Raw genomic sequence first — 21,199 nt, 5'->3', positions numbered from 1 at the left:
CTCGGACGACTGCGCTGACACCCGCACCCTACGAGGGCGCCACCCCGGTGGTCAGGCCCCCGCGGCGGCGGCCCGGCCCGGTACCCGCCAGAGCGGCGCCGCGTTCTGGGCGGGGTCGGTGGACAGCCGGGCGCGCAGCAGGTGCACCGACGCCTCGTCGAGCGCCAGCCCCTCGGTGAGGCGGCGCTGGGTGACGAGGGTGATGCCCCGGCCGCGGAGTGCGGACTGCCAGCGGGCGTGCCGGGTGACCGGACCGGTCGGCCCGTCACCGGGCAGGACGGGGAACTCCGCGTCGTCCGGGGCGGATTCGGCCGGCGCGGCGGCGCGCGCCCGCTCGCGCGCGATCTCGGAGAAGCCGCAGACCTCGACGGAGGCCTGCTCGGCCTGGCTCAGGGTGCGGGCGTCGGTGAGCAGGCGGGCCAGCGGGTTGCGGGCCATCGCCTGGGCGAGGGTCAGCCGGTGGACGCCGGCGCTCCGGGCGTCCAGGCGCAGCGGCTCGGGGACGTCGCGGATGCCGCACAGTCCCCGGACGCCCCGGGCGGCGGCGGCCAGCATCGCGCTGGCCTCCGACGGGTGCCAGTCGAAGATCCGGCGCACCGGCGCGGTGGCCTCGGCGGGCAGGGCGAAGGCGGGCGGCGGCAGGCGGGCGAAGAGCTCGGCCTCGGGGATCTCGCGGTCCAGTCCGGGGCCCGTGACGTACACGTCGGCGGGCAGGCCGCTGCGGGCGCACGCGGCGAGCACCAGGGCGTCGCCGAGCGGGCTGCGCAGGGTGGGTTCGTCGCCGGCCGCGAGGATGTCGCCACCGACGTCGACCACGTCGATCCGCTCGGCGCCGCAGTACGCGGCGGCCGCGGCGACCGTCCGGGCGAGGCCGGCGGCGCCGTCGTACGGATCGAGCAGCCCGAGCGGGCCGCCGAGGTCGCGGGCCAGCCGGGGCAGCGAGGACCCGGCCGGGGCGAGGGCCGTGCTGTCGCCCGTGACCAGGGCCAGCCCGGGGAGCGGGGTGGCGAGCCCGGTGAAGTCGGCCCGCCCGCGCGGGCCGGGCAGCGGGTCGACCGTCAGCCGCTCCCACGAGTAGGTCAGCACCAGGGCGGGGGCGGTGGGTCCGTAGAGCGCGGTGCGCAGCATGGCGGCGGCGATGACGTCGCCCCCACCGCCGGCCGCGATGACAAGTCGCTTCATGGACGCCACCGTTGCCGCAATTATCGGCAATTGCCAGAGGAGCGACGGGCACTGACGAAAAGTCATTTCCCCCCAGGGTGCGAACGTCCCAACCGGCCGGCGGGAGACGGGCGTGCGCTCGGACGTTCACCCCATGACCGCGGGCGGGTGCCAGGCCCTAGCGTCATGGCTTCGGCTTTACCGAAACTTGACTGCGAGGAACGGGAGTCATGCCCCCGATGAGCCATTCGTCACCGGTTTCCCTCACCCTGCTGCCCACCGGCGGCCCCGCCGCCGAGGAGTCGCCCGGAACCCCGTACAAGCAGTACGTCTACGCCTATCCGCACCAGAAGGCGTACCGGCCGCAGAGCGCCGGTGCACTGCTCGGCGACCTGTGGGCCGGTGAGCGGCTGGACGCGCTCTCGCTCTACGTGCACGTGCCGTTCTGCGAGATGCGCTGCGGCTTCTGCAACCTCTTCACCCGGACCGGTGCGCCGGAGCAGGTCACCGGGGCGTTCCTCGGCACCCTGGAGCGGCAGGCCCGGGTGACCCGGGAGGCCCTGGAGGCCCAGGGCCGGGAGATCCGCTTCACCCTGGCGGCCTTCGGCGGCGGCACCCCCACGTACCTGACGGCGGCCGAACTGGCCCGGCTCTGCGACGTCTGCGAGAACGTCATGGGCGCCGACCTGCGGGCCGTCCCGTGGTCGGTGGAGACCTCGCCGGCCACCGCCACCGCCGACCGCCTCGCCGTCCTCGCCGAACGCGGCGCGACCCGGCTCAGCATCGGCGTGCAGACCTTCCTGGAGGACGAGGCCCGGGCGGCCGTACGACCGCAGAAGCGCGCGGAGGTGGACGCGGCGCTGGCCCGGCTGAAGGCCGCCGCCTTCCCGATCCTCAACATCGACCTGATCTACGGCATCCAGGGGCAGAGTGAGCGCAGCTTCGTGGAGTCCCTGGACGCGGCGCTCGGTTGGGAGCCCGAGGAGATCTACCTCTACCCGCTGTACGTGCGCCCGCTCACCGGCCTGGTCGACCGGCACCGCGAGAGCGGCGAGAGCTGGGACGAGCAGCGGTTGCGGCTCTACCGCTTCGGCCGCGACCACCTGCTGGCGGCCGGGTACGAGCAGACCTCGATGCGGGTCTTCCGGCGGCCGGGCACGGCGGCCGTCGAGGCGGCCGACGCCGGCATCAGCGAGTACAACCAGCAGGCCGGCATGGTCGGCCTCGGCGTCGGCGCCCGCTCCTTCACCACCGGGCTGCACTACACCACGGACTACGCGGTCGCCGTGCCCGAGGTCCGCCGGATCATCGACGACTACATCGCCACCCCGACCCAGGACTTCCGGCGCGCGCAGTGGGCGTTCCGGATGGACGAGGACGAACGCCGCCGGATGTACCTGCTGCAGACCCTGCTGGAGAGCGCCGGGACGTCGGTCGCCCGCTACCGCGAACGGTTCGGCGCCACGCCCCGGGAGCACTTCCCCGCGCAGTTCGCCGAGCTGTCCGCCCGCGACTGGGCGACCGAGGACGCCACGGGCACCCTGCGGCTCACCCCGGAGGGCATGGCCTGGGCCGACGCCGTCGGCCCGCTGTTCTTCTCCGCCCGGGTGAACGAGGCGATGGCGGCCTACCGGGACCGCTGAGCCCCGCCGCGAGGGCCCGGGGCGGTCGACCCCGGCCGACCGCCCCGGGCCCCCGGAACGCCGCGGCGGGCGGCGGCGCCGGTCAGGCGACCCCCGCCGGCGGCCGGACGCGGCGCCCGTCCGGCAGCGCCACCGCCACGAGCCCGCCGAGCAGCAGCGCCATGCCCGCGCCGGACCAGCCGGACAGCCGCTCGCCCAGCAGGAGCACCCCGAGCAGGGCGGCCACCAGCGGTTCGGCGAGGCTGAGGGTGCCGGTCGTCGCCGCGCTGATCCGGGTCATGCCACGGGTGAAGAGCAGGTAGCCGAGGGCCGTGGTGCCGAGGGCCAGCCAGCCGACCAGGACGAGCCCGCGCGTCGAGCCCAGCCCGGCCGGCGCCCCCACCAGCCACGGGGAGACCAGCAGCCCCGCGCAGAACACGCTCGCCGGAGCGGCCGCCGCCGGATCCGCGCCGGCCGCCGCGAGCCGCTTGGCCGCGACGATGTAGACGCCGAAGCTCGCGCCGGCCGCCAGGGCCAGCAGCACGCCCCCCGGCTCGGCACGCCCGCCGCTGCCCGGCAGGGCGAGCAGCGCGATCCCGGCGGTGGCGCAGGCCGTGCCGGCGAGCCACCCCGCGGGCGGCCGCTCGCGGTGCAGGACGCGGGCGCAGAGCCCCGAGACGGCGGGCACGCTGCCGAAGGCCACGGCCGTCGTCACGGCCGCGCCCGTCCGGTCCACGGCCTGGAGGAAGGCGCCCTGGAAGAGCGCGGTCACCCCGACGCTCACCAGCATCCACACCCGCGTGCCGGGCCCCCACAGCGTGCGCAGGCCGCTGGGCCGGACGGTCAGCGCGCACAGCACCGCGCCGCCGAGCAGCATCCGGCAGGCGCCGAGCGCCACCGGGTCGACGCGGGCCTGCGCCAGCAGCTGCGCGGGGCCGACCGTGCCCCACAGGACCGCTGCGGACAGCACCGGCACCACACCGGCGCGCACCGCGATTCCACCCGTCACGCCGAGCTCCCGCCCTAGGGCGGCCGAGCCGCCGGATGCGAGGAATGCTAGATTCGCCCCGCCCGCAGGCCCATTGGGGAATTCCCTCGACTACGGATCCCCGGCCGCGCCCCGGCCCGGAGTTTCGTACGGCAGACGCCGGCGGCCCGTGCGGCCGTGCGTGCGCGGGCCCGGCCGGCTGCCCGGCGGCCGTTCTCCGACCCTCCCGGCGCGCGCCGTCCGCGGGCACGGGAGAATGGGGGCATGACCGATGACCATGCCGCAACCGACGCACCAGCCGATGCACCCAGGAGCGCCACCGAGCGACGGCAGCAGTTGCTAGACACGATTCGCCGGGACGGCGGCGCCTTCGACTGGCGCCGCGCGCGGGAGACCTACCGGGTGTACCCCGATCCGCGCCTGGTCCGCCGCGACCTCGAACAACTGCGCAAGGCCGGACAGCTGGTACGACTCGACACGGGTGAGTACCAGGCCGGTTAGCCGAGTACCCGGGCCGGCCGGCCGGGCACCGGGCCGGTCGAGGCGGCCCCCGGGCCCGTGACGATCGGCCGGGACCGGCACCGCGGCCCGCCGCGGGGGCGCCGACGGAGTTCCGCCGGCCGGCGCAGAACCGAGAGACGTAGGAGCAGTGTCCGCCGCCGTCGCCCCCGCGGGGGTGGCGGCGGCGGACCTGTCGGGGCGGGTGGTGACCGCCGCGGCGCTCGTCGGCGGCCCGCCGCGCTACCGCCCCCGCGCCGGCCGGGCCGCGCAGCCGGATCGGTCGGCCACCTCAGGCCGTGCAACCGGATCGCCCGGCCACCTCAGGCCGCGGAGTCGGGCGAGCCGTCCGGCTCGGCCGCCGCGCCGCCCTCGCGGAACCAGCGCGGCGGCCAGCTCCGGTCCCGGGAGACGGCGACCCCCGGGATGCCCAGGGTCGACCGGGCGCAGCGGTGGAACTCGTCGCGCGCCAGCCGGTAGGCGGCGAAACCCGCCCGCCACCGCACCGGATCCGCCGGGACCCGGCCGCTGCTCATCGCGCTGAGGTGCCACACGCACCGGTTCAACTCGGTGACGGCGGTCATCGTGTCCGAGTCGGTGAGCAGCCGCACCGTCTCGACCAGCGCGATGCGCCGCACCTCCGCGTCGTCCAGCTGGGCGAGGTTCTGCTCGGTGGGTTCCAGCGGTGTGGCGTGCGGCGTCAGGCCACGGTGGGCGGCCAGCCGGTTCGCGGCGGCGACGATGTCCTTGATGGCGCTGACGTAGTCCGCGTACGCGACCAGCCGCCGCTCGTCCCAGCGCACGTCGAGCTGCCGGCGCCAGCGGGCCCGCTCCGACAGCGAGGTGCTGACGTACGAGGCACCGGCCCCGACCACGACACCCACCAAGGCGATGAACTCGGCACCCACAGCCACTCGGCCCCCCTCCCGCGGTCGCGCGGCGGATGTGGCCGCACCCGTCGACACTGGCACGAGCGGCGCCGCACGTGAAGCCCCTTCTCGTTCCCGCCGCGCGGCCCGGGCGGGACGTCAGCGGCGGCCCCGCCCCGACCGGTCGGCGCCGGCCGACGGACCGCCGGCCCGGCCGACCGCCCCGGCCAGCAACTCGGCGGCCCGGGTGAGCCGGTGCGGGGGGAGCGTCCCGTAGCCCAGGGCCAGGGCGGGCGGGCCGGGCCGCAGGCGCATCGGGGCGACCGCCTCGACCCGTACGCCGGAGGCGGCGGCCTGAGTGACCGTCAGCTCCTCGGAGGCACCCGGCGGCAGCGCGAGGTAGAGGTGCAGGCCGGCCGCGACGCCGTGCACGCCGGCCGCGGGAAGGTGCTCCCGCAGGCCGTCCAGCAGGGCGTCGCGGCGCCGGTGGTAGTGGGCCCGGACGGTGCGCAGGTGCCGGTGGTAGCCGCCGCCGGACAGCAGCTCCGCGAAGGCGAGTTGGTCGATCACGCCGGTGCCGAGGTCGGCGTAGCACTTGGCGTGGTGGAAGTCGGGGGCGAGCGCCGGGGGCAGGAGCGCCCAGCCGAGCCGCAGGCCGGGCGCGAGCGACTTGCTGAGCGAGCCGAGGTGGACCACCAGGTCCGGGGCCAGGCCCTGGAGGCAGCCGATCGGCTCACGGTCGTAGCGGAACTCGGCGTCGTAGTCGTCCTCCACCACGTACCCGCCGATCTCCTGCGCCCAGGAGAGGAGTTCACCGCGGCGCGCCGGGGCCAGCACCACGCCGGTCGGATACTGGTGCGCGGGGGTGACCAGGACGACGGTGGCGTCGGTGGCGGCGAGCGCCGCGACGTCGAGGCCGTCCTCGTCCACGGGGACGCCGACCGGCTCGACCCCGTGCGCCCGCAGCAGGGCCAGGGTGCCCGGCGAGCACGGGTCCTCGACGGCGAACCGGTGGTGGCCGTGCCGGGCCAGCACCGCGATCAGCAGGGACAGGCCCTGGGCGACCCCGCCGACCACCGTCACCTCGCCGGGGCCGGCCGCCGCCGCCCGGGCTCGGCCCAGGTGACCTGCCAACTCCGCGCGCAGGTGGGGGAGTCCGACCGGATCGCCGTACCCGAACCGCGGGTGCTCGGCGGAGGCGAGGGCCCGCCGGGTGGCGGCCAGCCAGGCACCCCGGGGGAACGCCGCGAGGTCGGGCGTGCCCGGCTTGAGGTCGTAGGTCGGGGGTGTCTCGGCCGCGGCCGGCGGTGCGGCGGGGGCGGGCCGGGCGATGCCCGGGGCGACCCGGGTGCCCGACCCGTGGGCGGCGACCAGGTAGCCCTCGGCCACCAGTTGGGCGTACGCCTCGACCACCACGCCGCGCGAGAGGCCGAGTTGGCCGGCCAGCGCCCTGGTCGCCGGGACCTTCGCCCCGGCCGTGAGGCGGCCGGACCGGACGGCCTCCCGCAGCGCCCGGGTCAGCTGGCCGGTCAGGTCGCCGAGCCCGGGGTCGACCGTGATGAGCAGCTCCGACAAGTGGTCCTCCTCGACGCGTTCGAAGTGGATCTGTCCAGCGGACCACTTCCGCTCCTAGCGTGCCAGACATGCCACTCTCCGACAGCGCCTCCGGCGCCCTGCGCGCCGCCACCGGGATGACCGTGCTGGGGTGCTCGACCAGTGCCACCGCGGCCCTCGCCGACTACCCGCTGCACGGGGCACAGGCCCTGCGCTACCTCCTCGCCGCCGCCGTCCTGCTCCCGCTCGCCCGGCGGGCCGGCCCGCTGCGGCCCGCGCTGAGCCGCGCCGAACTGGCCCGGCTGACACTGCTCGCCGCCACCGGCCTGTTCGCCTTCAACGTGCTGATGATGCAGGCGCTGCGCCACAGCGACCCGGCGGCGGTCGGCAGCGTGGTGGGGTGCACCCCGCTGCTGCTGGCCGTCCTCGGTCCGCTGCTGGCCCGTCGCCGGCCGCAGGTCCGACTGCTGGCCGCGGCCGCCGTGGTGGTGGCCGGGGCGGCCGTCACCCAGGGCCTGGGCCCGGGTGACCTCCCCGGGTTCCTGTTCGCCCTGGGCACGCTGGCCTGCGAGGCGGCGTTCTCGCTGCTGGCCGTCGGCCTGCTGCCGAGGCTGGGCCCGGTCCGGGTCTCGGCGTACACCACCGCGCTGGCGGTACCGATGTTCGCCCTCACCGGGCTGGCCCTGGAGGGCGGCCGGATGGTCCGGATGCCGAGCGCCGCCGAGGGGGCGGCCCTGCTGTACCTGTCGCTCGCCCTGACCGTGGTGGCCTTCCTGCTCTGGTACACCGCGCTGGGCCTGCTCGGGCCGGAGCGGAGCGGACTGTTCGCGGGCCTGATCCCGGTGACCGCCGCCCTGTCCGGAGCGGTTCTCGGCACGGCCGCCCTGCGCCCGGCCGAACTGCTCGGCAGCGTCGTGGTCGGCCTCGGGGTCTGTGCCGGTCTCGTGGTGGCGAAGGCGCCTGAGCCGGCCCGGCCGGCGGAGGCGGTGCCGGCCGGGCGTTGAGGGCGCCCGGCCGCCCGGTCCGCCGTGGGGGCGAGGTGTCCGTAGTGGGTGGCCGGGCGGTCGGTGAACGGGCGCCGGTGACCGGGTGCCGGTGACCTGGGGGGTGACTGACCTGGGGTCAGTGCCCGAGGAGTCCGGCGAGGTCGGTGCCGAGGTTAGCGACCTTGGTGAGGTCCCCGACGTCGGTCACGGCCAGCACGGGGATGCTGTAGGTGTGCTCCGTGCGGGAGGGCGCCACGGTGTCCGCCGGGGCCGCCGTCGCGGCGTCGGCGGCGGTGAGCGCGCCCGCGAGGAGCAGGGCGCCGGCGAGGGCGGTACGGGCGGCGGTGCGCATGGGGCCTCCGGGGGTAGGGTCTGCCGGCCCTGCTCAACTGCCGGCGTCGTGCGAGGTCACGGGTGCTGCGGGAAAGCCGCCCGGACGGCCGCCGGGCGTGTGCGCCGCCGGTGTGACGGATCGTCCGGTCGCCGGTGTGACGGGCCGTCCGGCGCTGGTGGAGGGGGCGGCCGGCGGCCGGTGGAGGGCGGCGGTCGGAACGGACGCGGGCCCGTGCGGACAGCCGCCGGTGCGACAACTCCGCGGGCCGCCGCCGGGATGCGGGCTTGACATCGGAATTGGTCCAGTCCATTTTGTTCAGCACCCCCGCACCTCCATCCCCCACGATCTCCACCGGAGGTACCGTGCACGTCCGTACCCGGCTGCCCGCGGTCGGCGCAGCCGTCCTGCTGGCCGCGACCGCCGCGCTCACCGCCCCCACCGCGGCCCATGCGGCGAACCTGATCACCGATCCCGGCTTCGAGAGCGGTTCGCTCACCGGCTGGTCCTGCTCCGGCGGGCTCGGCTCGGTGGTGTCCACACCCGTCCACGCCGGCTCGCGCGCCCTGGCCGGAGCCGCCAGCGCCTCCGACAACGCCAAGTGCGTGCGGACCGTCGCCGTCCTGCCCAACACCACGTACTCGCTGTCCGGTTGGGTGCGCGGCAGCTACGTCTACCTGGGCGTCACCGGCGCCGGCTCCACCTGGACGTCCTCGCCCTCCGCCTACACGCAGCTCGCCGTCTCCTTCACCACCGGAGCCTCCCAGACCAGTGCCGAGGTGTACCTCAACGGCTGGTACGGGCAGGGCACCTACTACGCCGACGACGTCAGCCTCGACGGCCCCGGCGGCGGTACGCCCGACACCCAGGCGCCGACCGCGCCCGGGGCGCCGGCCGGCACCGGCAAGACCTCCTCCACGGTCTCGCTGTCCTGGACCGCCTCCACCGACAACGTCGGCGTCGCGGGCTACGACGTGTACAGCGCCGGCGCCAAGGTCGCCACCACCACCGGCACGGGCACCACCGCCACCGTCACCGGCCTGACGGCGAGCACCGCCTACACCTTCACCGTCAAGGCCCGCGACGCGGCGGGCAACACCTCCGCCGCCTCCGGCCCGGTCACCGTGACCACCGACGCCGGCGGCGGCACGGGCACCGGCTTCAAGCAGGCCGCGCCGTACCTCTACAACGGCTGGGGCAACCCGCCGGCCGCCACCACCGTGATGAACGCCACCGGCGTCAAGTGGTTCACGATGGCGTTCATCCTCTCCTCCGGCGGCTGCAATCCCGCCTGGGACGGCCAGCGCGCCCTGGCCGGCGGCGTCGACCAGAGCACGATCAACGCCGTCCGGGCGGCCGGTGGCGACGTCGTCCCGTCCATCGGCGGGTGGAGCGGCAACAAGCTCGGCCCCAACTGCGCCACCGTCGCCGACCTGGCCGGCGCCTACCAGAAGGTCATCGACGCCTACGGGTTGAAGGCCGTCGACGTCGACATCGAGAACACCGACGAGTTCGAGAACAACGCCGTCCAGGACCGCATCGTCGGCGCGCTCAAGCTGGTCAAGCAGAACAACCCGGGTCTGCGCACCATCCTCACCTTCGGCACCGGGACCACCGGCCCCACCGCGGCGGGCAACCGGCTGATCGAGCAGTCCAAGGCCCTCGGCGCCGACATCGACGTCTTCACCATCATGCCGTTCGACTTCGGCAACGCCTCCACGGACATGTACGCGAGCACCGTCAGCGCGGCCGAGGGCCTCAAGGCGAAGCTCAAGTCCACCTTCGGCTGGGACGACGCCACCGCGTACGCCCACCTGGGCATCTCGGGCATGAACGGCGTCAGCGACAACCAGGAGGTCACCACCGTCCAGAACTGGACCGGGATCCGGGACTGGGCCAACTCCCACCACATCGCCCGACTGGCCTTCTGGTCCGTCAACCGCGACCGCGGCTGCGCGGGCGGCGGCCTGGCCGAGAACTGCTCCGGCATCGCCCAGAGCGACTGGCAGTTCACCTCCATCACGGCCGGTTTCACCGGCTGACCACACCCCGCCCACCCGCCACGGGTGGGCCCCGGGCCGGACCGCCGCTCCAGGCGGTCCGGCCCGGGGGCGGGCGCCGGTTCACGGGGGAGGAGTCCCCGCATGCGGGTCTCAGAGGGTGTCGAGCACCCGGGGCAGCCGCTCGGCCACCTCGTCCGCGAGCCGCTCGAACGCGGGGCGCAGGAACGGGCCGGCCACCCGGGCCAGGCCCTTGAACTGCAGCCGTGCACGGTAGTCGACGACGGTACGCCCCGCCCGAGCCCGGACCGTGATGTCGTCGGTCGCCGTCACGGTGCGGTTCGCCCCGACGAACACCAGGCGGTCGGCCTCGTACCGGTCGAGCCGGTAGGAGAGTTCGGTGCGCCGCCCCCGGAACCGGGAGACGTTCAGCCAGCGGGCCCCCTCGGCCACCGGGCCGCCGTCCAACCGGGCGCAGCTCTCGGTGCCCGGGTCCCACTCGACCGTGTGGCCGAAGTCCGCGAGATACCTCAGCACCTCGTCGGCGGGACGGTCGACGGTGATGCTGCGTTCGACGGTGACCATCGGTGCTCCCTCCTGGCGCCCCGGCGCCGCGCCGGCGTCCGCCGTCGGCTTGTTCGGAGCCGGACGGCGTTCGGATGGGTCGGGTCGGCCCGGTGTGCGGGTGGCCGGACGTTCGAACTGGCTCGGTGCTCGAACCGGCTCGGTGCTCTGACGGGTTCGGTGCTCGAACCGGCTCGGTGCTCGGGCGGGCTCGCCGGGGTTCGGACGGTTCGCCGTGCCTACCAGCCGGCGATCCGGCCGACGGCGAAGCCGAGGCAGCTGACCACCATCAACGCGATGAGCAGCAGCGGAATCCAGCCGGGCCAGGCGGTGTGGAGTTCGACGGACTCGGGGGTCGAGATCGCGGCGCCGGTCGAGGACTCGCACTCCGGGGTCTCGGTGGGCGCCGGGCGTGGCGTGCCGGTGGTGGGCCGGGTCGCCGGCGGGCGACGTACGGTCGGTTCGATCACAGCCATCGTGTCCTCCTGCCGAGAAGCCCGTCCGTGCACCGGTTCGAGGGGCGGACGGGTGAGGGGTACGGGTCCCAGCGTCCCGCCCGGAGCCCCGACCGGCCGCTCGCATCGCTTGCGCACCGGTTGCCCGGGGCCGGAGCGGGCCGGTGGCTCAGGAGTCGCCGTCCAGCTGGGCGCGCAGGCGGATCAGGCCGTCCCTGATCCGGGTCTTGACGGTACCGAGCGGGGTGTCGAGGAGGTCGGCGATCTGGGCCTGGGTGTAGCCGCCGTAGTAGGCGAGGATCAGTGACTCGCGCTGGGGCCTGGTCAGTGCTGCCAGCAGCCGCCGGACGCGCTCCTGCTCGAACCGGAGCTCCACCTGCTCGGCGACCTCGTCGAACACCGGCGCGTACGAGCGGACGGTGACCCGCCAGTCCCGGTCGAAGGCGGCCTGGGTGGCGCGGACCCGGTCGACCGCCCGGCGGTGGGCGATGGTGAGGGCCCAGGCGAGTACGGACCCGCGCTCCGGCCGGTAGCGCCCCGCCGTGTGCCAGAGCTCCAGCATCACCTCCTGCGCCACCTCCTCGGACTGCGCCGGATCCCGCAGGACACGGGTCGCCAGGCCGAGCACCGGCCCGGCGAGCTCGTCGTAGAGGCGGGCGAAGGCGTCCTCGTCGGCCAGGGCGACCAGCGCCACCAGCGCCGGCAGCCGAACGTCGCGGTCCCGCCGGTCGGTGGCCGGGGGGCCGGGGCGCGGTCTGACTCCCACGCGGCTGTGCCGCGACTCTGCCTTCACCAGGCCACCGTCACGGAACCGACCGGAGGGAGGCTACTTGCAGCGTTCCTGCACCGTTATGGGGTGCGCTGCTCCCGCGGCACGTCGTCCAGCGCTCCGGCACCCGCCGGTCGGCGGGGTGCGACCCCTGGCCGACGGCGGGGGAGGGGAGGTCCGACGGCGGGGGGCGGTTCGTCCCGGAGTACGAGGTGACGGCGGCCCAACGCTTGCGACGCTTTCTGAGGGCATGTCATGTCCCGGAAAGAGAAAAGAGATCACTGATGATTCGCACGCGCAGGATGACCGGCCTGGCCGCCTCCGTCATCGGCCTGGTGTCGGCAGGGACGATGCTGGCCGCCGCGCCGGCCGCCCAGGCCGCCGTCGGCCCGGAGGGCTGTACGGCCTATGTCTCCCACACCGACGAGCACACCGCGGTCGGCTGGTGCGCACGCGGCAACGGCACCTGGTACGTGAAGGCCAAGTGCGCGGGCCCGGGCCGGGTGAACGGTCCCTACGTCGGCAGCCAGGGCAAGCGGTCGATGGGCCGGGAGCAGGCCTCCACGGTGAACTGCGGCACCAGCGGCTGGCCGATCGAGATGAGCGTCGTCAACATCAAGGCGTGAACGTCAGGTCGTGAACACGAAGTAGTGAACGACAAGCCGTGAACGTGAACGACAAGCCGTGAAGGTGAACGACAAGCCGTGAACGGCGGGTACGGGCCCGGCGGCCTTCGGGCCGCCGGGCCCGTACCCATGGGTGCACGTGGGGGCCGGGCCCGTACCGGCGGGTGCCGCTCACATCGGCCCCGGCTCCTCCGGCCAGAGCACGGAGGGCTCGCCGGGTTCGACGGCCGCGTCGGACAGGTCGACGACGGCGTCGTGGCGGTGGCGCCGCGCCGTGTCCGTGCCGGCCTCGCGGGCCGCCGCGGCCAGGGCCTCCTCGGCGGTCGGGGCGCAGACCGTGAAGTGCTGGATGCCGCGCCGGCCGCCGCCGGTGACGGTGGTGAGGGTGACGCCCCAGCGGCGCGGCGGCAGGTCGAACCGGGGCCGGCGCCGGCCGGTGGGCCGGGCGAGCGGGGTGGGCGCGTCCGGGGTGGCGGACGGGTCCCCGTCCGGCGGCCGCAGGCACCGCGCGGGGTCGTCCGCGCAGGGGGACGGCAGTTTGGCGATCACGGGCGGCATCCCTTCGAGAAGGCCGAGCGGCCGGCGGCGGGGTCGGGCGCCCCGCGTCGAGGCCGGCCTCGGACAGTGGGTCTGGTCCGGTCTCCGGAGTGGGTGGGAGCGGGTACGGCCCGCCGGGCGGTGGTCGCGCGCCCCGGAGTGCGTCCCGGAGTGCGGCACGTGACGCCCGCGCTCGCGTCGCCGGCGCATCACCGGTCAGCGCGTCACCGGTCGGCGGGCCGTCGGTTCAGCGGGCCGCAGTCGCATTCCAGGTGTGCGCCACATCGACCACCAGGCGGTTGTCGAGCTGGAAGACCCGGAACGGCAGGCGGGCCCGGACTCCGAGGCCGATCTGGGTCTGGCCCTCGAAACTGGCGCCGAAGCGCGTGTCGGTGAAGGTTCGGTAGCCGGTCAGGTCGACGCCGGGCAGCGCGCGGCCGCCCTGGCCCGGGTAGGTGGTGGCACCCGTCGCAGGGTCGTAGGAGGGTGCGTTGACGACGATCTCGATGATCGCGCCGCCGCGTACCGGCAGCGGCCGGCCGGAGCCGTCCTGGTACAGCGTGTCGACGTACCGGACGTGGTAGCCGACCGGTGTGCCGGCCGAGGTGCCCGGTACGTCGAGGACCAGTCGGTCGTAGCACGGGTGCGTGCCGGTGCGGATGTTCCGCAGCGAGTGTGAGTTGACGGAGCCGAGGTCCTTCGGCAGGCTCCCCCAGCCGGTCGGGCAGGTCTGCGCGGCCGGGGCGGGCTGGGCGCTCCGGGCGGCCGCGGCCACCGTGGTGGTGGCGGGCGCCGCCGGGGAGGCGCCCATCAGGGTGACGGGGACCGCGATCGTCGCGGCGAGAGCGAGTGCACCCGGGATTCTGAACCAACGTCGCATGGCTGCCTCCTTGGGCAGTGCGTGAGTCTCTCACCCTGGGAGACGGCGCCGGCGGAGCGCATGGTTCCACTTCTGCCCCGCCGCACCGATTCCCGGTTCAGCCCGGTTCGGTTCCCAAGAAGGCCCGGCCCCCTCCGGCTGTCGGCTCAGGCCTGTTCGGCGGCGCGGGTGCGGGCGTAGTGGCGGGCCGCGCGGACCCGGTCGCCGCAGCGCTGGGAGCACCACTGCCGGGCGGCGTGGGTGCGCAGGTAGAAGCGGATGCAGTCGGGGGCGCCGCAGGCGGCGACCGAGGCCGCCTGCGGGCCGTCGAGCAGCTCCGCCGCGTCGCGGGCGAGGAGGGCGAGGGCGGCGTCCAGCGGAGTGGCGGCGGCGGGCAGCGACTCCAGGCGCGGGCCCGCGTCGGCGTCCTCCCAGTGCAGTCGGCCGCCGAAGGGGGTCGCGCCCAGGACGGCGTTGACCTCGGCGAGTGCGGCCGGATCAGGGGTTTCGTGGTGCAGGCGGGCGCCGAGCAGGGCGCGTACGCACTCGCGCAGTGAGCGGAGCCGCTCGATCCCGGCGGGAGTGAGCGCGGCCGGGCTCGGGAGCAGGCCGGCGGTGGTCAGCCACTCGCGGGCGGCGGCGGGGTCGGCGAGGTCGTCGACGGGCCCGGTGGGGCGGGCGGTCCGGGTGTTGACCAGGGCCAGCGCGGGGTGGTCGGCGGCGCCGGGGGCGGCGGGCAGGGGTGCTGGGGCGTGCTGGGGTCCGGCATGCGGGGTGCTCACATCTCTCACGGTACCTCTTGCTGTTCTCCGTGAGGAGGACTAGCGTCATCCTCACGCCAAAACGTGAACTATTCCGTGAGAGGTTCCATCTCGTGACGACCACCACCGCATTCGCCGTCCGCGCCGTCGGCGGACCGACCGCCGTCCTCGAGTACGGCGGACTGCGCCTGCTCACCGACCCCACCTTCGACGAGCCCGGCGACTACGTCCCCGACCACGGGCTGATCCTCAGCAAGCTCCGGGCCTCCGCCGTCGGGCCCGACGAGATCGGCCCGGTCGACGCCGTCCTGCTCTCGCACGACCAGCACGCCGACAACCTCGACACCGCCGGGCGGCTGCTGCTGGCCGAGGTGCCGCTCACCGTCACCACCCCGGCCTCCGCGGAGCGCCTCGGCGGCACGGCCCGCGGCCTCGCACCCTGGGAGTCGCTCGAACTGGCCCGCCCGGCGGGCGGCCGGGTGGTGGTGACCGCCGTACCCGCCCGCCACGGTCCGGCGGGCTGCGAAGCCGTCACCGGCGACGTCACGGGATTCGTGCTGACCGGCGCCGGTCTGCCGACCGTCTACGTCAGCGGCGACAACGCCTCGCTGGACCTCGTCCGGGCGATCGCGAAGCGGACGGGCCCGGTGGACACCGCGGTGCTCTTCGCCGGCGCCGTCCGCACCCGGCTGTACGACGGCGCGCTGCTCACCCTCGACAGCGCGCAGGCCGCCCTGGCCACCGGGATCCTCGGCGCCCGCCGGGTCGTGCCGGTGCACTTCGACTCCTGGCAGCACTTCACCGAGGGCGCCGCCCACCTGCGTGCCGCCTTCGAGCGGGAGGCCCTGGCCGACCGCCTCGTCCTGCTGGCCCCCGGCGAGTCCGCGGCGCTCTGACGGACCGCCATCCCGCTCGCGGGCCCGGCCGACCCCCGGCCGGTCCCCGCGCCGGTCCCCGTGCCGGAACCCCGGGCGGCGTCGCCGGCGTGACCGGCACCACGTACGGTCCGTCAACCTCCGTACGGGAAGCGGTTCGCCCCCCGACTAGGCCGCCACCGCAGGGGCCACGCCCGGCTGTCGCCCCGGCCCCGGGCCGCGCACCCGGCCGACCTGCGGGTAACACCTTCGCCACCCGGGTGGATCCAACCGTCGGGTACTCGCTACGGTGGCCCGCAACCGCATCACCTGACACATCCGCACAACGGGGGCACCATGGTAAGGGCACCAGAACCGGGGGGCTCGGGGTTCCGGGTCCAGCCCGGCGAGCTGGACGGGGCCGGGCAGACCGCCAAGCAGACGGCGGAGCTCATCCCGGGGGAGACCAAGGGCGTGCTCGGCTCGTCCGACAAGGCCGAGGGCAGCCTCAAGGGCTGGGCCACCGGCGCCGAGCTGAACGTCTGCACGGACTCCTGGCGGGCGCTGCTTGACGCCCTGTCGGCGGAGATGGACCGGCAGGGCGAGAACCTGGTCAAGACCGCGAAGAACTACCGCGAGTCCGAGGAGAAGGCCGCGGGCCGGATCGGCGGCCTCGCGCACGCCGGCGGCGGGCCGGAGTTCGCCGCCGGTGGTGGCGGCGGCGCGGGCGACCGGCTCTCGACGATGTCGGCCTTCGACAACGGGATGGCGAAGGGCGGAGCCGAGACCGGGTCGACCAGGCCCACACCGGCCGACCCCGGATCGACCAGGCCGACTCCGGCCGACTTCGGGTCGACCAGGCCCACGCCGGCCGACCCGCCGTGGGCGCACACCTTCCAGCCGCCGGACGACGGCACGGTCGGCTGGGAGCGCCCGGTCATCACCGGCGACCCCGACCCGGGCTTCCACGCCCCGCCGGGGATCGGCGAGAACTTCGCCGAACTCCCGCTCCCGAGCCCGGCCGAGCGCGCCCGCATCGACGCCGAGCGATTCGGCCCCGGCGCCAAGTCCCCGCAAGGAATCTGACCATGGACATCGCGACCCTGCGGGACGCCAGGCCCGCCGACCTCTACGACACCGCCACCGCCTACGACAAGTTGGCGGAGAACTTCGGCAGGCACGCCGGCACCTGGAAGGACGGCGTCGACACCCGCGTCAAGAACTCGCAGTGGACGGGCAGCGCCGCCGACCAGGCCGAGACCTCGCTGTCCCAGACCACCGCCAAGCTGTCCGCCGCCCAGATCGAGCTCGGCATGATCGGGCCCGTCCTGCGCGACGGGGCCGAGGCCTTCCTGCTCGCCCAGTCCAAGCTGCTGGACGCGCTGGAGGAGGCCAAGGCCGGCGGTTACACCGTCACCGACGACGGCGGCGTCTCCTGGCCGCCGGCGTCGCCGGGCGAGCGGCACGACCCGGACTTCCAGAGCCCGTCCGTCAAGGGCCACCAGATCTCCGACCGGATCAGCAACGCCCTCGCCGAGGCGGCGCACGCCGACCAGGTGATCGCCGAGCGCCTGCGGCACTACACCGACAACGCCAAGAGCGGCGCCGGCCTCGACCTCGGCACCGCCACCACCGAGCTCACGAGCAAGGTGATGAACATCTTCGGTGGTGAGGAGGACCTGCTCGCCAAGGGCATGCCCGCCGCGAACGCCACGCCGACCGAGGTCAACTCCTGGTGGAACGGCCTCACCGCCGACGAGCAGCAGCGCCTGCTCAAGGACCACCCCGACCTGCTCGGCAACCGCGACGGCATCCCCGCGGAGACCAGGGACACGGCCAACCGCGCCCTGCTCCCCGGCCTGATCAAGGACCTGGAGAACAAGCCGAACCGCACCGAGGACGAGCAGACCAAGCTCGACGGCTTCAAGAAGATCCAGGGCCGGCTCGCCGAGGAGGACGGCAAGGGCAACCCGCCGGTCTTCCTGATGGCGATCGGCACCGAGGGGCAGGGCCGGGCGGCCATCTCCTTCGGCAACCCGGACACCGCCGACGACGTGGTCGCCTACGTCCCCGGGCTCGGCACCAAGGTCGGCGACGTCGGCGGCAAGGACGGGAACCGGGCCAAGGACCTCTGGACGGAGGCCCAGAAGGCCGACCCGTCCCGCACCACCGCCTCCATCACCTGGCTCGGCTACGACGCCCCGCAGCTCAAGGGCGCCGAACAGGAGACGCTGGCCGTGGCCGGCACCCAGCGCGCGGAACAGGGCGGGGCCGGCTACCAGCAGTTCCTGCAGGGCCTGCGCAGCACCCACGAGGGCACGCCCGCGCACGTCACCGCCCTCGGGCACAGCTACGGTTCGCTGACGGTCGGCCAGGCCGCCCAGCGCCCGGGCGGCATCCCCGCCGACGACATCATCCTGGTCGGCAGCCCCGGCACCGGCGCCCAGAAGGCCGATCAGCTCGGCGTCGGCTCCCAGCACGTCTGGGTCGGCTCCGCGGAGCACGACCCCGTCACCCACCTGCCCAGCCACTCCGAGACCAACGGCATGCTCGGCGGCGCCGGCATCGGCCTGGTCACCGGCGGCATCCCCGGCGCCCTGGTCGGCGGGTTCATCGGCGACCAGGTCGGCAAGTCCGGTGACCCGCACGAGCTCTGGTTCGGTCAGGACCCGGCCAGCAGCGAGTTCGGCGGCCGGCGCTTCGACGTCGCCGACGGCGAGTGGAAGCACTCGCACTCCGACTACTGGAACCAGGACTCCGGCGGCAGCGGGGGCAACTCGCTGCGCAACCTGGGCAGCATCGTCTCCGGTCACGGCGACCGCGTGAACCTTCAGGAACCCCGATGAACCCCCGTGCACTGCGCGCCGTGGCCGCGCTCGCCGTCACCGCCCTGCTGGTCGGCGGCTGCTCGTCGGCCGGCGCGGACACAGAGAAGAAGAGGACCCCGAGCATGGACGCCTCCGAGGCCCGGAGCAAGATCGACGCCCTGCTGGACGGCACCACCAAGGCCATCGTCCCGGCCGTCCAGTTCAGCGACGACGCCTACACCAGCAGCGAGAACACCGAGGGGATGAACGACCGCCCGGACGGCACCACGCACCTGTCCAAGAACCGCTACGTGATGACCAAGGTCGCGCAGGCCAAGTACGGCGCCCTGCTCGGCCTGGTCGAGCGGTACTGGAAGGCGCAGGGGTACACCATCACCAGCGTCAACTCCGACGACCGGATGCCGGCCATCGACGCCCAGGCCGGGGACGGCATCGGCGTGCACATCCAGATCGGGTTCCCCGGCAACGTCACGCTCTCCGCCGGCGTCGGCGCGGTCAAGGACCCGCAGACCCGCTACCCGTTCGGCCCGGGCACCCCGCTGCCCACCGACGCCAAGGGCAACCAGGACCTGCTGCCCAAGGTGGACGACCCGTTCTGGTCGCACTGACGGGCCGACGACGCCCGACGGTCCGCCGCCCTCCCTCCTCGCCGTTCGGCGAGGAGGGAGGGCGGCGCCGTTCGGTCCCCGCGCGGCGCCGTTCGGTACAGGGCGGGTGGCGCCGCGCGGCGCGCCCGATGCCCGGCGGAGCCGCCCTCCGCGGGCGGGGCACCCGTGGCGCGCCCGGGGCGGTGTCCGGCCCCTCACCCGAACGGCCCTGTCGCCTTGCCGGGGGGCGGGTTCCCGGAAGGCTGGGGGAGTCAGCCGTCGCCGTACCGGACAGGAGGGTCTCCATGGCCCGGATATCGAAGCCCGCCACCCCTGCCACCGCCACCGCGAACCGGGAGGCGCTGGCCGGGTACGACATGGCCGACCGGCAGGACTTCGCCGACAGTGCCCGCGGGCTGATCGCCCCGCTCCCGTGCCGGCTGTCCGGGGCCGACGGGCACGTCATCTTCGATCCGGCCGCCTACGACCACCTCGCCGACGACGCCCCGGCGCCCGACACGGTGAACCCGAGCCTGTGGCGGCAGTCGCAACTGATCTCCAAGGGCGGCCTGTTCAAGGTCGTCGACGGCGTCTACCAGGTCCGCAACAACGACATCGCCAATCTGACCGTCGTCGAGGGCGAGCACGGCCTGGTCGTCGTCGACTGCATGGCCTCCGTCGAGGCCGCCGCCCAGGGCATGGCGATGATCCGCGAGCACGTCAGCGACAAGCCGGTGGCCGCGGTGATCTACACCCACACCCACATCGACCACTACGGCGGCGTGAAGGGCGTGGTGAGCGTCGAGGACGTGGCCTCCGGCAAGGTCCCGATCATCGCCCCGGGGACGATCGCCTCCTTCGACAAGCACGCGATCGGCGAGAACGTCATCGCGGGCAACGCGATGTCCCGCCGGGCCGGCTACGCCTTCGGCAGCCTGCTCGACCTCAGCGCGACCGGCTGCGTCACCTGCGGCATCGGCATCGGTACCGGACCGGGCGTCACCGTCTCCTACATCTCCCCGACCGACGGGATCACCCGGACCGGCACCCGGCGGGACCTCGCCGGCCTGGAGTTCGAGTTCCTCTACGCCCCGGACACCGAGGCGCCGGAGGAGATGCACATCTGGATCCCCCAGCTCGGCGCGCTCACCTGCGCGGAGAACGCCAACCACTCCCTGCACAACATCCAGACCCTGCGCGGCGCGCGCACCCGGGACGCCCGCAACTTCGCCCGCTACCTCGACGAGACCCTGCAGCGCTGGGGCGACGACGTCCTAGTCCACTACGGCCCGCACACCTGGCCGGTCTGGGGGAACGGCGAGGTGACCGCGTTCCTGGAGTCCCAGCGCGACACCTACAAGTACATCCACGACCAGGCCCTGCGCCTGGCGAACAAGGGCTACACCCCGCTGGAGGCGGCCGAGGAGATCGAGCTGCCCGAGGAGCTGGGCCGCAGGTGGTTCAACCGCGGCTACCACGGCACCCTCCACCACGACGTGCGCGCGGTGTTCACCAAGGAACTCGGCATGTGGGACGGCGACCCGGTCTCCCTCCACCCGCACCCGCCGGTGGAGACCGCCAGGCGGTTCGTCGACCTGATCGGCGCGGAGAAGATCCTCGCCGAGGGCCGGCGCGCGATCGCCGCCGCCGACTACCGCTGGGCCGCGCAGATCCTGCACGCCCTGGTCTTCGCGCAGCCCGACCACCAGGCCGCCCGCGACCTCCAGGCCGACGCCTACGAGCAGATGGGCTACCAGGCGGAGGGGCCGCAGTGGCGAGGCGTCTTCCTCACCGCCGCCCGGGAGCTGCGGGAGGGCGTGCTGCCCGCCGCGTTCGCCACCGCCAGCCCGGACAGCATCCTCGCCATGCCGATCGACATCCTCTTCGACTACGCCGCCGTCCACCTGATCGGCGACAAGGCCGCGAACGCCGACCTGCGGATCGACTTCCACTTCACCGACTCGGACCAGACCTGGACGATGTGGGTCGGGCGCGGTGTCCTCAACGCCCGGCCCGGCGCCTCGGCCGACACCCGGCTCACCGTCACCGGGCCCAAGTCGGCCCTCGTCGGCGCCCTGCTGAAGCCCGCCACCGCCGGGCAGCTGGCCCAGGCGGGGAAGATCGTCCTCGACGGGGACGAGACCGCCCTCCAGACCCTCGCCGGTCTCTTCGACGACTTCGACCCGGACTTCGCCGTCGTCACGCCCTGACCGCACTGCACCGCACCGCTCGCGGCCCCACCTCTCCCGGCCCCACCTCTCCCGGCAACGGGAGCGGGCGTCCGCCGGCCGCGGCCTCGGGAACGCCGGGGCGGCGGCCGGCGTCCCGCCGGCCGCGAGCGGCTCGCCCG

The 21,199-nt window shown here is 74.8% G+C and carries 21 protein-coding genes; 10 read left to right on the top strand and 11 right to left on the bottom strand.

Annotation, left to right across the window (positions count from 1 at the left end):
* Window positions 1-51: 51 nt before the first annotated feature.
* Window positions 52-1,182 (bottom strand): DUF1152 domain-containing protein, encoded by a 1,131-nt coding sequence (locus ACFTWP_RS30880; RefSeq protein WP_380268237.1) that lies wholly within the window; start codon window positions 1,180-1,182, stop codon window positions 52-54.
* A gap of 218 nt (window positions 1,183-1,400) precedes the next feature.
* Between ACFTWP_RS30880 and ACFTWP_RS30875 the strand changes: the two genes are divergently transcribed.
* Entirely contained in the window at window positions 1,401-2,804 is a 1,404-nt protein-coding gene (locus ACFTWP_RS30875; protein WP_380268236.1) for an STM4012 family radical SAM protein, read from the top strand.
* 82 nt (window positions 2,805-2,886) lie between these two features.
* Here the strand turns inward: ACFTWP_RS30875 and ACFTWP_RS30870 are convergent, their stop codons facing one another.
* Complete coding sequence (locus ACFTWP_RS30870; RefSeq protein WP_380268235.1) at window positions 2,887-3,792, bottom strand: DMT family transporter; 906 nt, start codon at window positions 3,790-3,792, stop codon at window positions 2,887-2,889.
* Window positions 3,793-4,035: 243 nt separating this feature from the next.
* Here ACFTWP_RS30870 and ACFTWP_RS30865 point away from each other — a divergent pair, with 243 nt between their 5' ends.
* Window positions 4,036-4,272, top strand: coding sequence for a hypothetical protein (locus ACFTWP_RS30865; protein WP_380268234.1), 237 nt, complete (start codon window positions 4,036-4,038; stop codon window positions 4,270-4,272).
* 320 nt (window positions 4,273-4,592) lie between these two features.
* On the opposite strand, the gene ACFTWP_RS30860 is transcribed toward ACFTWP_RS30865, so the two are convergent.
* Both ACFTWP_RS30860 and ACFTWP_RS30855 read right to left on the bottom strand, forming a co-directional pair.
* Window positions 4,593-5,183, bottom strand: coding sequence for a hypothetical protein (locus tag ACFTWP_RS30860; protein WP_380268233.1), 591 nt, complete (start codon window positions 5,181-5,183; stop codon window positions 4,593-4,595).
* Window positions 5,184-5,297: 114 nt separating this feature from the next.
* On the bottom strand, window positions 5,298-6,713 hold the full coding sequence (locus ACFTWP_RS30855; protein WP_380268232.1) for a PLP-dependent aminotransferase family protein: 1,416 nt from the start codon (window positions 6,711-6,713) through the stop codon (window positions 5,298-5,300).
* A gap of 68 nt (window positions 6,714-6,781) precedes the next feature.
* Here ACFTWP_RS30855 and ACFTWP_RS30850 point away from each other — a divergent pair, with 68 nt between their 5' ends.
* On the top strand, window positions 6,782-7,696 hold the full coding sequence (locus ACFTWP_RS30850) for an EamA family transporter (RefSeq protein ID WP_380268231.1): 915 nt from the start codon (window positions 6,782-6,784) through the stop codon (window positions 7,694-7,696).
* Between the two features lie 118 nt (window positions 7,697-7,814).
* Here ACFTWP_RS30850 and ACFTWP_RS30845 read toward each other — a convergent pair whose 3' ends face one another.
* Entirely contained in the window at window positions 7,815-8,030 is a 216-nt protein-coding gene (locus tag ACFTWP_RS30845) for a hypothetical protein (RefSeq protein WP_380268230.1), read from the bottom strand.
* Window positions 8,031-8,374: 344 nt separating this feature from the next.
* Here ACFTWP_RS30845 and ACFTWP_RS30840 point away from each other — a divergent pair, with 344 nt between their 5' ends.
* Window positions 8,375-10,051 (top strand): carbohydrate binding domain-containing protein, encoded by a 1,677-nt coding sequence (locus ACFTWP_RS30840; protein ID WP_380268229.1) that lies wholly within the window; start codon window positions 8,375-8,377, stop codon window positions 10,049-10,051.
* 111 nt (window positions 10,052-10,162) lie between these two features.
* Here ACFTWP_RS30840 and ACFTWP_RS30835 read toward each other — a convergent pair whose 3' ends face one another.
* The 3 genes from ACFTWP_RS30835 to sigK all read right to left on the bottom strand — a co-directional run bounded on the left by ACFTWP_RS30835 (window position 10,163) and on the right by sigK (window position 11,794).
* Window positions 10,163-10,594, bottom strand: coding sequence for an SRPBCC family protein (locus ACFTWP_RS30835; RefSeq protein WP_380268228.1), 432 nt, complete (start codon window positions 10,592-10,594; stop codon window positions 10,163-10,165).
* 218 nt (window positions 10,595-10,812) lie between these two features.
* Window positions 10,813-11,049, bottom strand: a complete 237-nt coding sequence (locus ACFTWP_RS30830; RefSeq protein WP_380268227.1) for a hypothetical protein — start codon at window positions 11,047-11,049, stop codon at window positions 10,813-10,815.
* Window positions 11,050-11,197: 148 nt separating this feature from the next.
* Complete coding sequence (sigK, locus tag ACFTWP_RS30825) at window positions 11,198-11,794, bottom strand: ECF RNA polymerase sigma factor SigK (protein ID WP_380268226.1); 597 nt, start codon at window positions 11,792-11,794, stop codon at window positions 11,198-11,200.
* Between the two features lie 287 nt (window positions 11,795-12,081).
* On the opposite strand from sigK, the gene ACFTWP_RS30820 reads away from it, so the two are divergent.
* Window positions 12,082-12,423 carry a hypothetical protein gene (locus tag ACFTWP_RS30820; RefSeq protein WP_380268225.1) on the top strand — a complete coding sequence of 114 codons (342 nt, stop codon included), beginning with the start codon at window positions 12,082-12,084 and terminating at the stop codon, window positions 12,421-12,423.
* 171 nt (window positions 12,424-12,594) lie between these two features.
* Here ACFTWP_RS30820 and ACFTWP_RS30815 read toward each other — a convergent pair whose 3' ends face one another.
* From ACFTWP_RS30815 to ACFTWP_RS30805, 3 genes are all read right to left on the bottom strand, one after another.
* Entirely contained in the window at window positions 12,595-12,972 is a 378-nt protein-coding gene (locus ACFTWP_RS30815; RefSeq protein ID WP_380268224.1) for a hypothetical protein, read from the bottom strand.
* Window positions 12,973-13,207: 235 nt separating this feature from the next.
* Window positions 13,208-13,840, bottom strand: a complete 633-nt coding sequence (locus ACFTWP_RS30810) for a hypothetical protein (protein ID WP_380268223.1) — start codon at window positions 13,838-13,840, stop codon at window positions 13,208-13,210.
* 146 nt (window positions 13,841-13,986) lie between these two features.
* A complete protein-coding gene (locus ACFTWP_RS30805; protein ID WP_380268222.1) occupies window positions 13,987-14,601 on the bottom strand; it encodes a CGNR zinc finger domain-containing protein in 615 nt (204 codons plus the stop codon).
* 92 nt (window positions 14,602-14,693) lie between these two features.
* On the opposite strand from ACFTWP_RS30805, the gene ACFTWP_RS30800 reads away from it, so the two are divergent.
* The 5 genes from ACFTWP_RS30800 (at window position 14,694) to ACFTWP_RS30780 (ending at window position 21,059) form a co-directional block, all read left to right on the top strand.
* The gene (locus ACFTWP_RS30800) at window positions 14,694-15,476 is read left to right on the top strand and encodes an MBL fold metallo-hydrolase (RefSeq protein WP_380268221.1); all 783 of its coding nucleotides are present in this window, start codon (window positions 14,694-14,696) and stop codon (window positions 15,474-15,476) included.
* A gap of 315 nt (window positions 15,477-15,791) precedes the next feature.
* On the top strand, window positions 15,792-16,520 hold the full coding sequence (locus tag ACFTWP_RS30795; protein WP_380268220.1) for a hypothetical protein: 729 nt from the start codon (window positions 15,792-15,794) through the stop codon (window positions 16,518-16,520).
* Window positions 16,521-16,522: 2 nt separating this feature from the next.
* On the top strand, window positions 16,523-18,280 hold the full coding sequence (locus tag ACFTWP_RS30790) for an alpha/beta hydrolase (protein WP_380268219.1): 1,758 nt from the start codon (window positions 16,523-16,525) through the stop codon (window positions 18,278-18,280).
* Entirely contained in the window at window positions 18,277-18,870 is a 594-nt protein-coding gene (locus ACFTWP_RS30785) for a hypothetical protein (protein ID WP_380268218.1), read from the top strand. The genes ACFTWP_RS30790 and ACFTWP_RS30785 overlap by 4 nt, the downstream gene beginning before the upstream one ends.
* A gap of 284 nt (window positions 18,871-19,154) precedes the next feature.
* Complete coding sequence (locus tag ACFTWP_RS30780; protein WP_380268217.1) at window positions 19,155-21,059, top strand: alkyl/aryl-sulfatase; 1,905 nt, start codon at window positions 19,155-19,157, stop codon at window positions 21,057-21,059.
* Window positions 21,060-21,199: the final 140 nt, after the last annotated feature.

The sequence above is a fragment of the Kitasatospora sp. NPDC057015 genome (assembly GCF_042673745.1).
Classification (GTDB): domain Bacteria; phylum Actinomycetota; class Actinomycetes; order Streptomycetales; family Streptomycetaceae; genus Kitasatospora.
The sequence above is the reverse complement of the archived record's forward strand: the minus strand, read 5'-3'. Positions and strand labels throughout refer to the sequence as shown.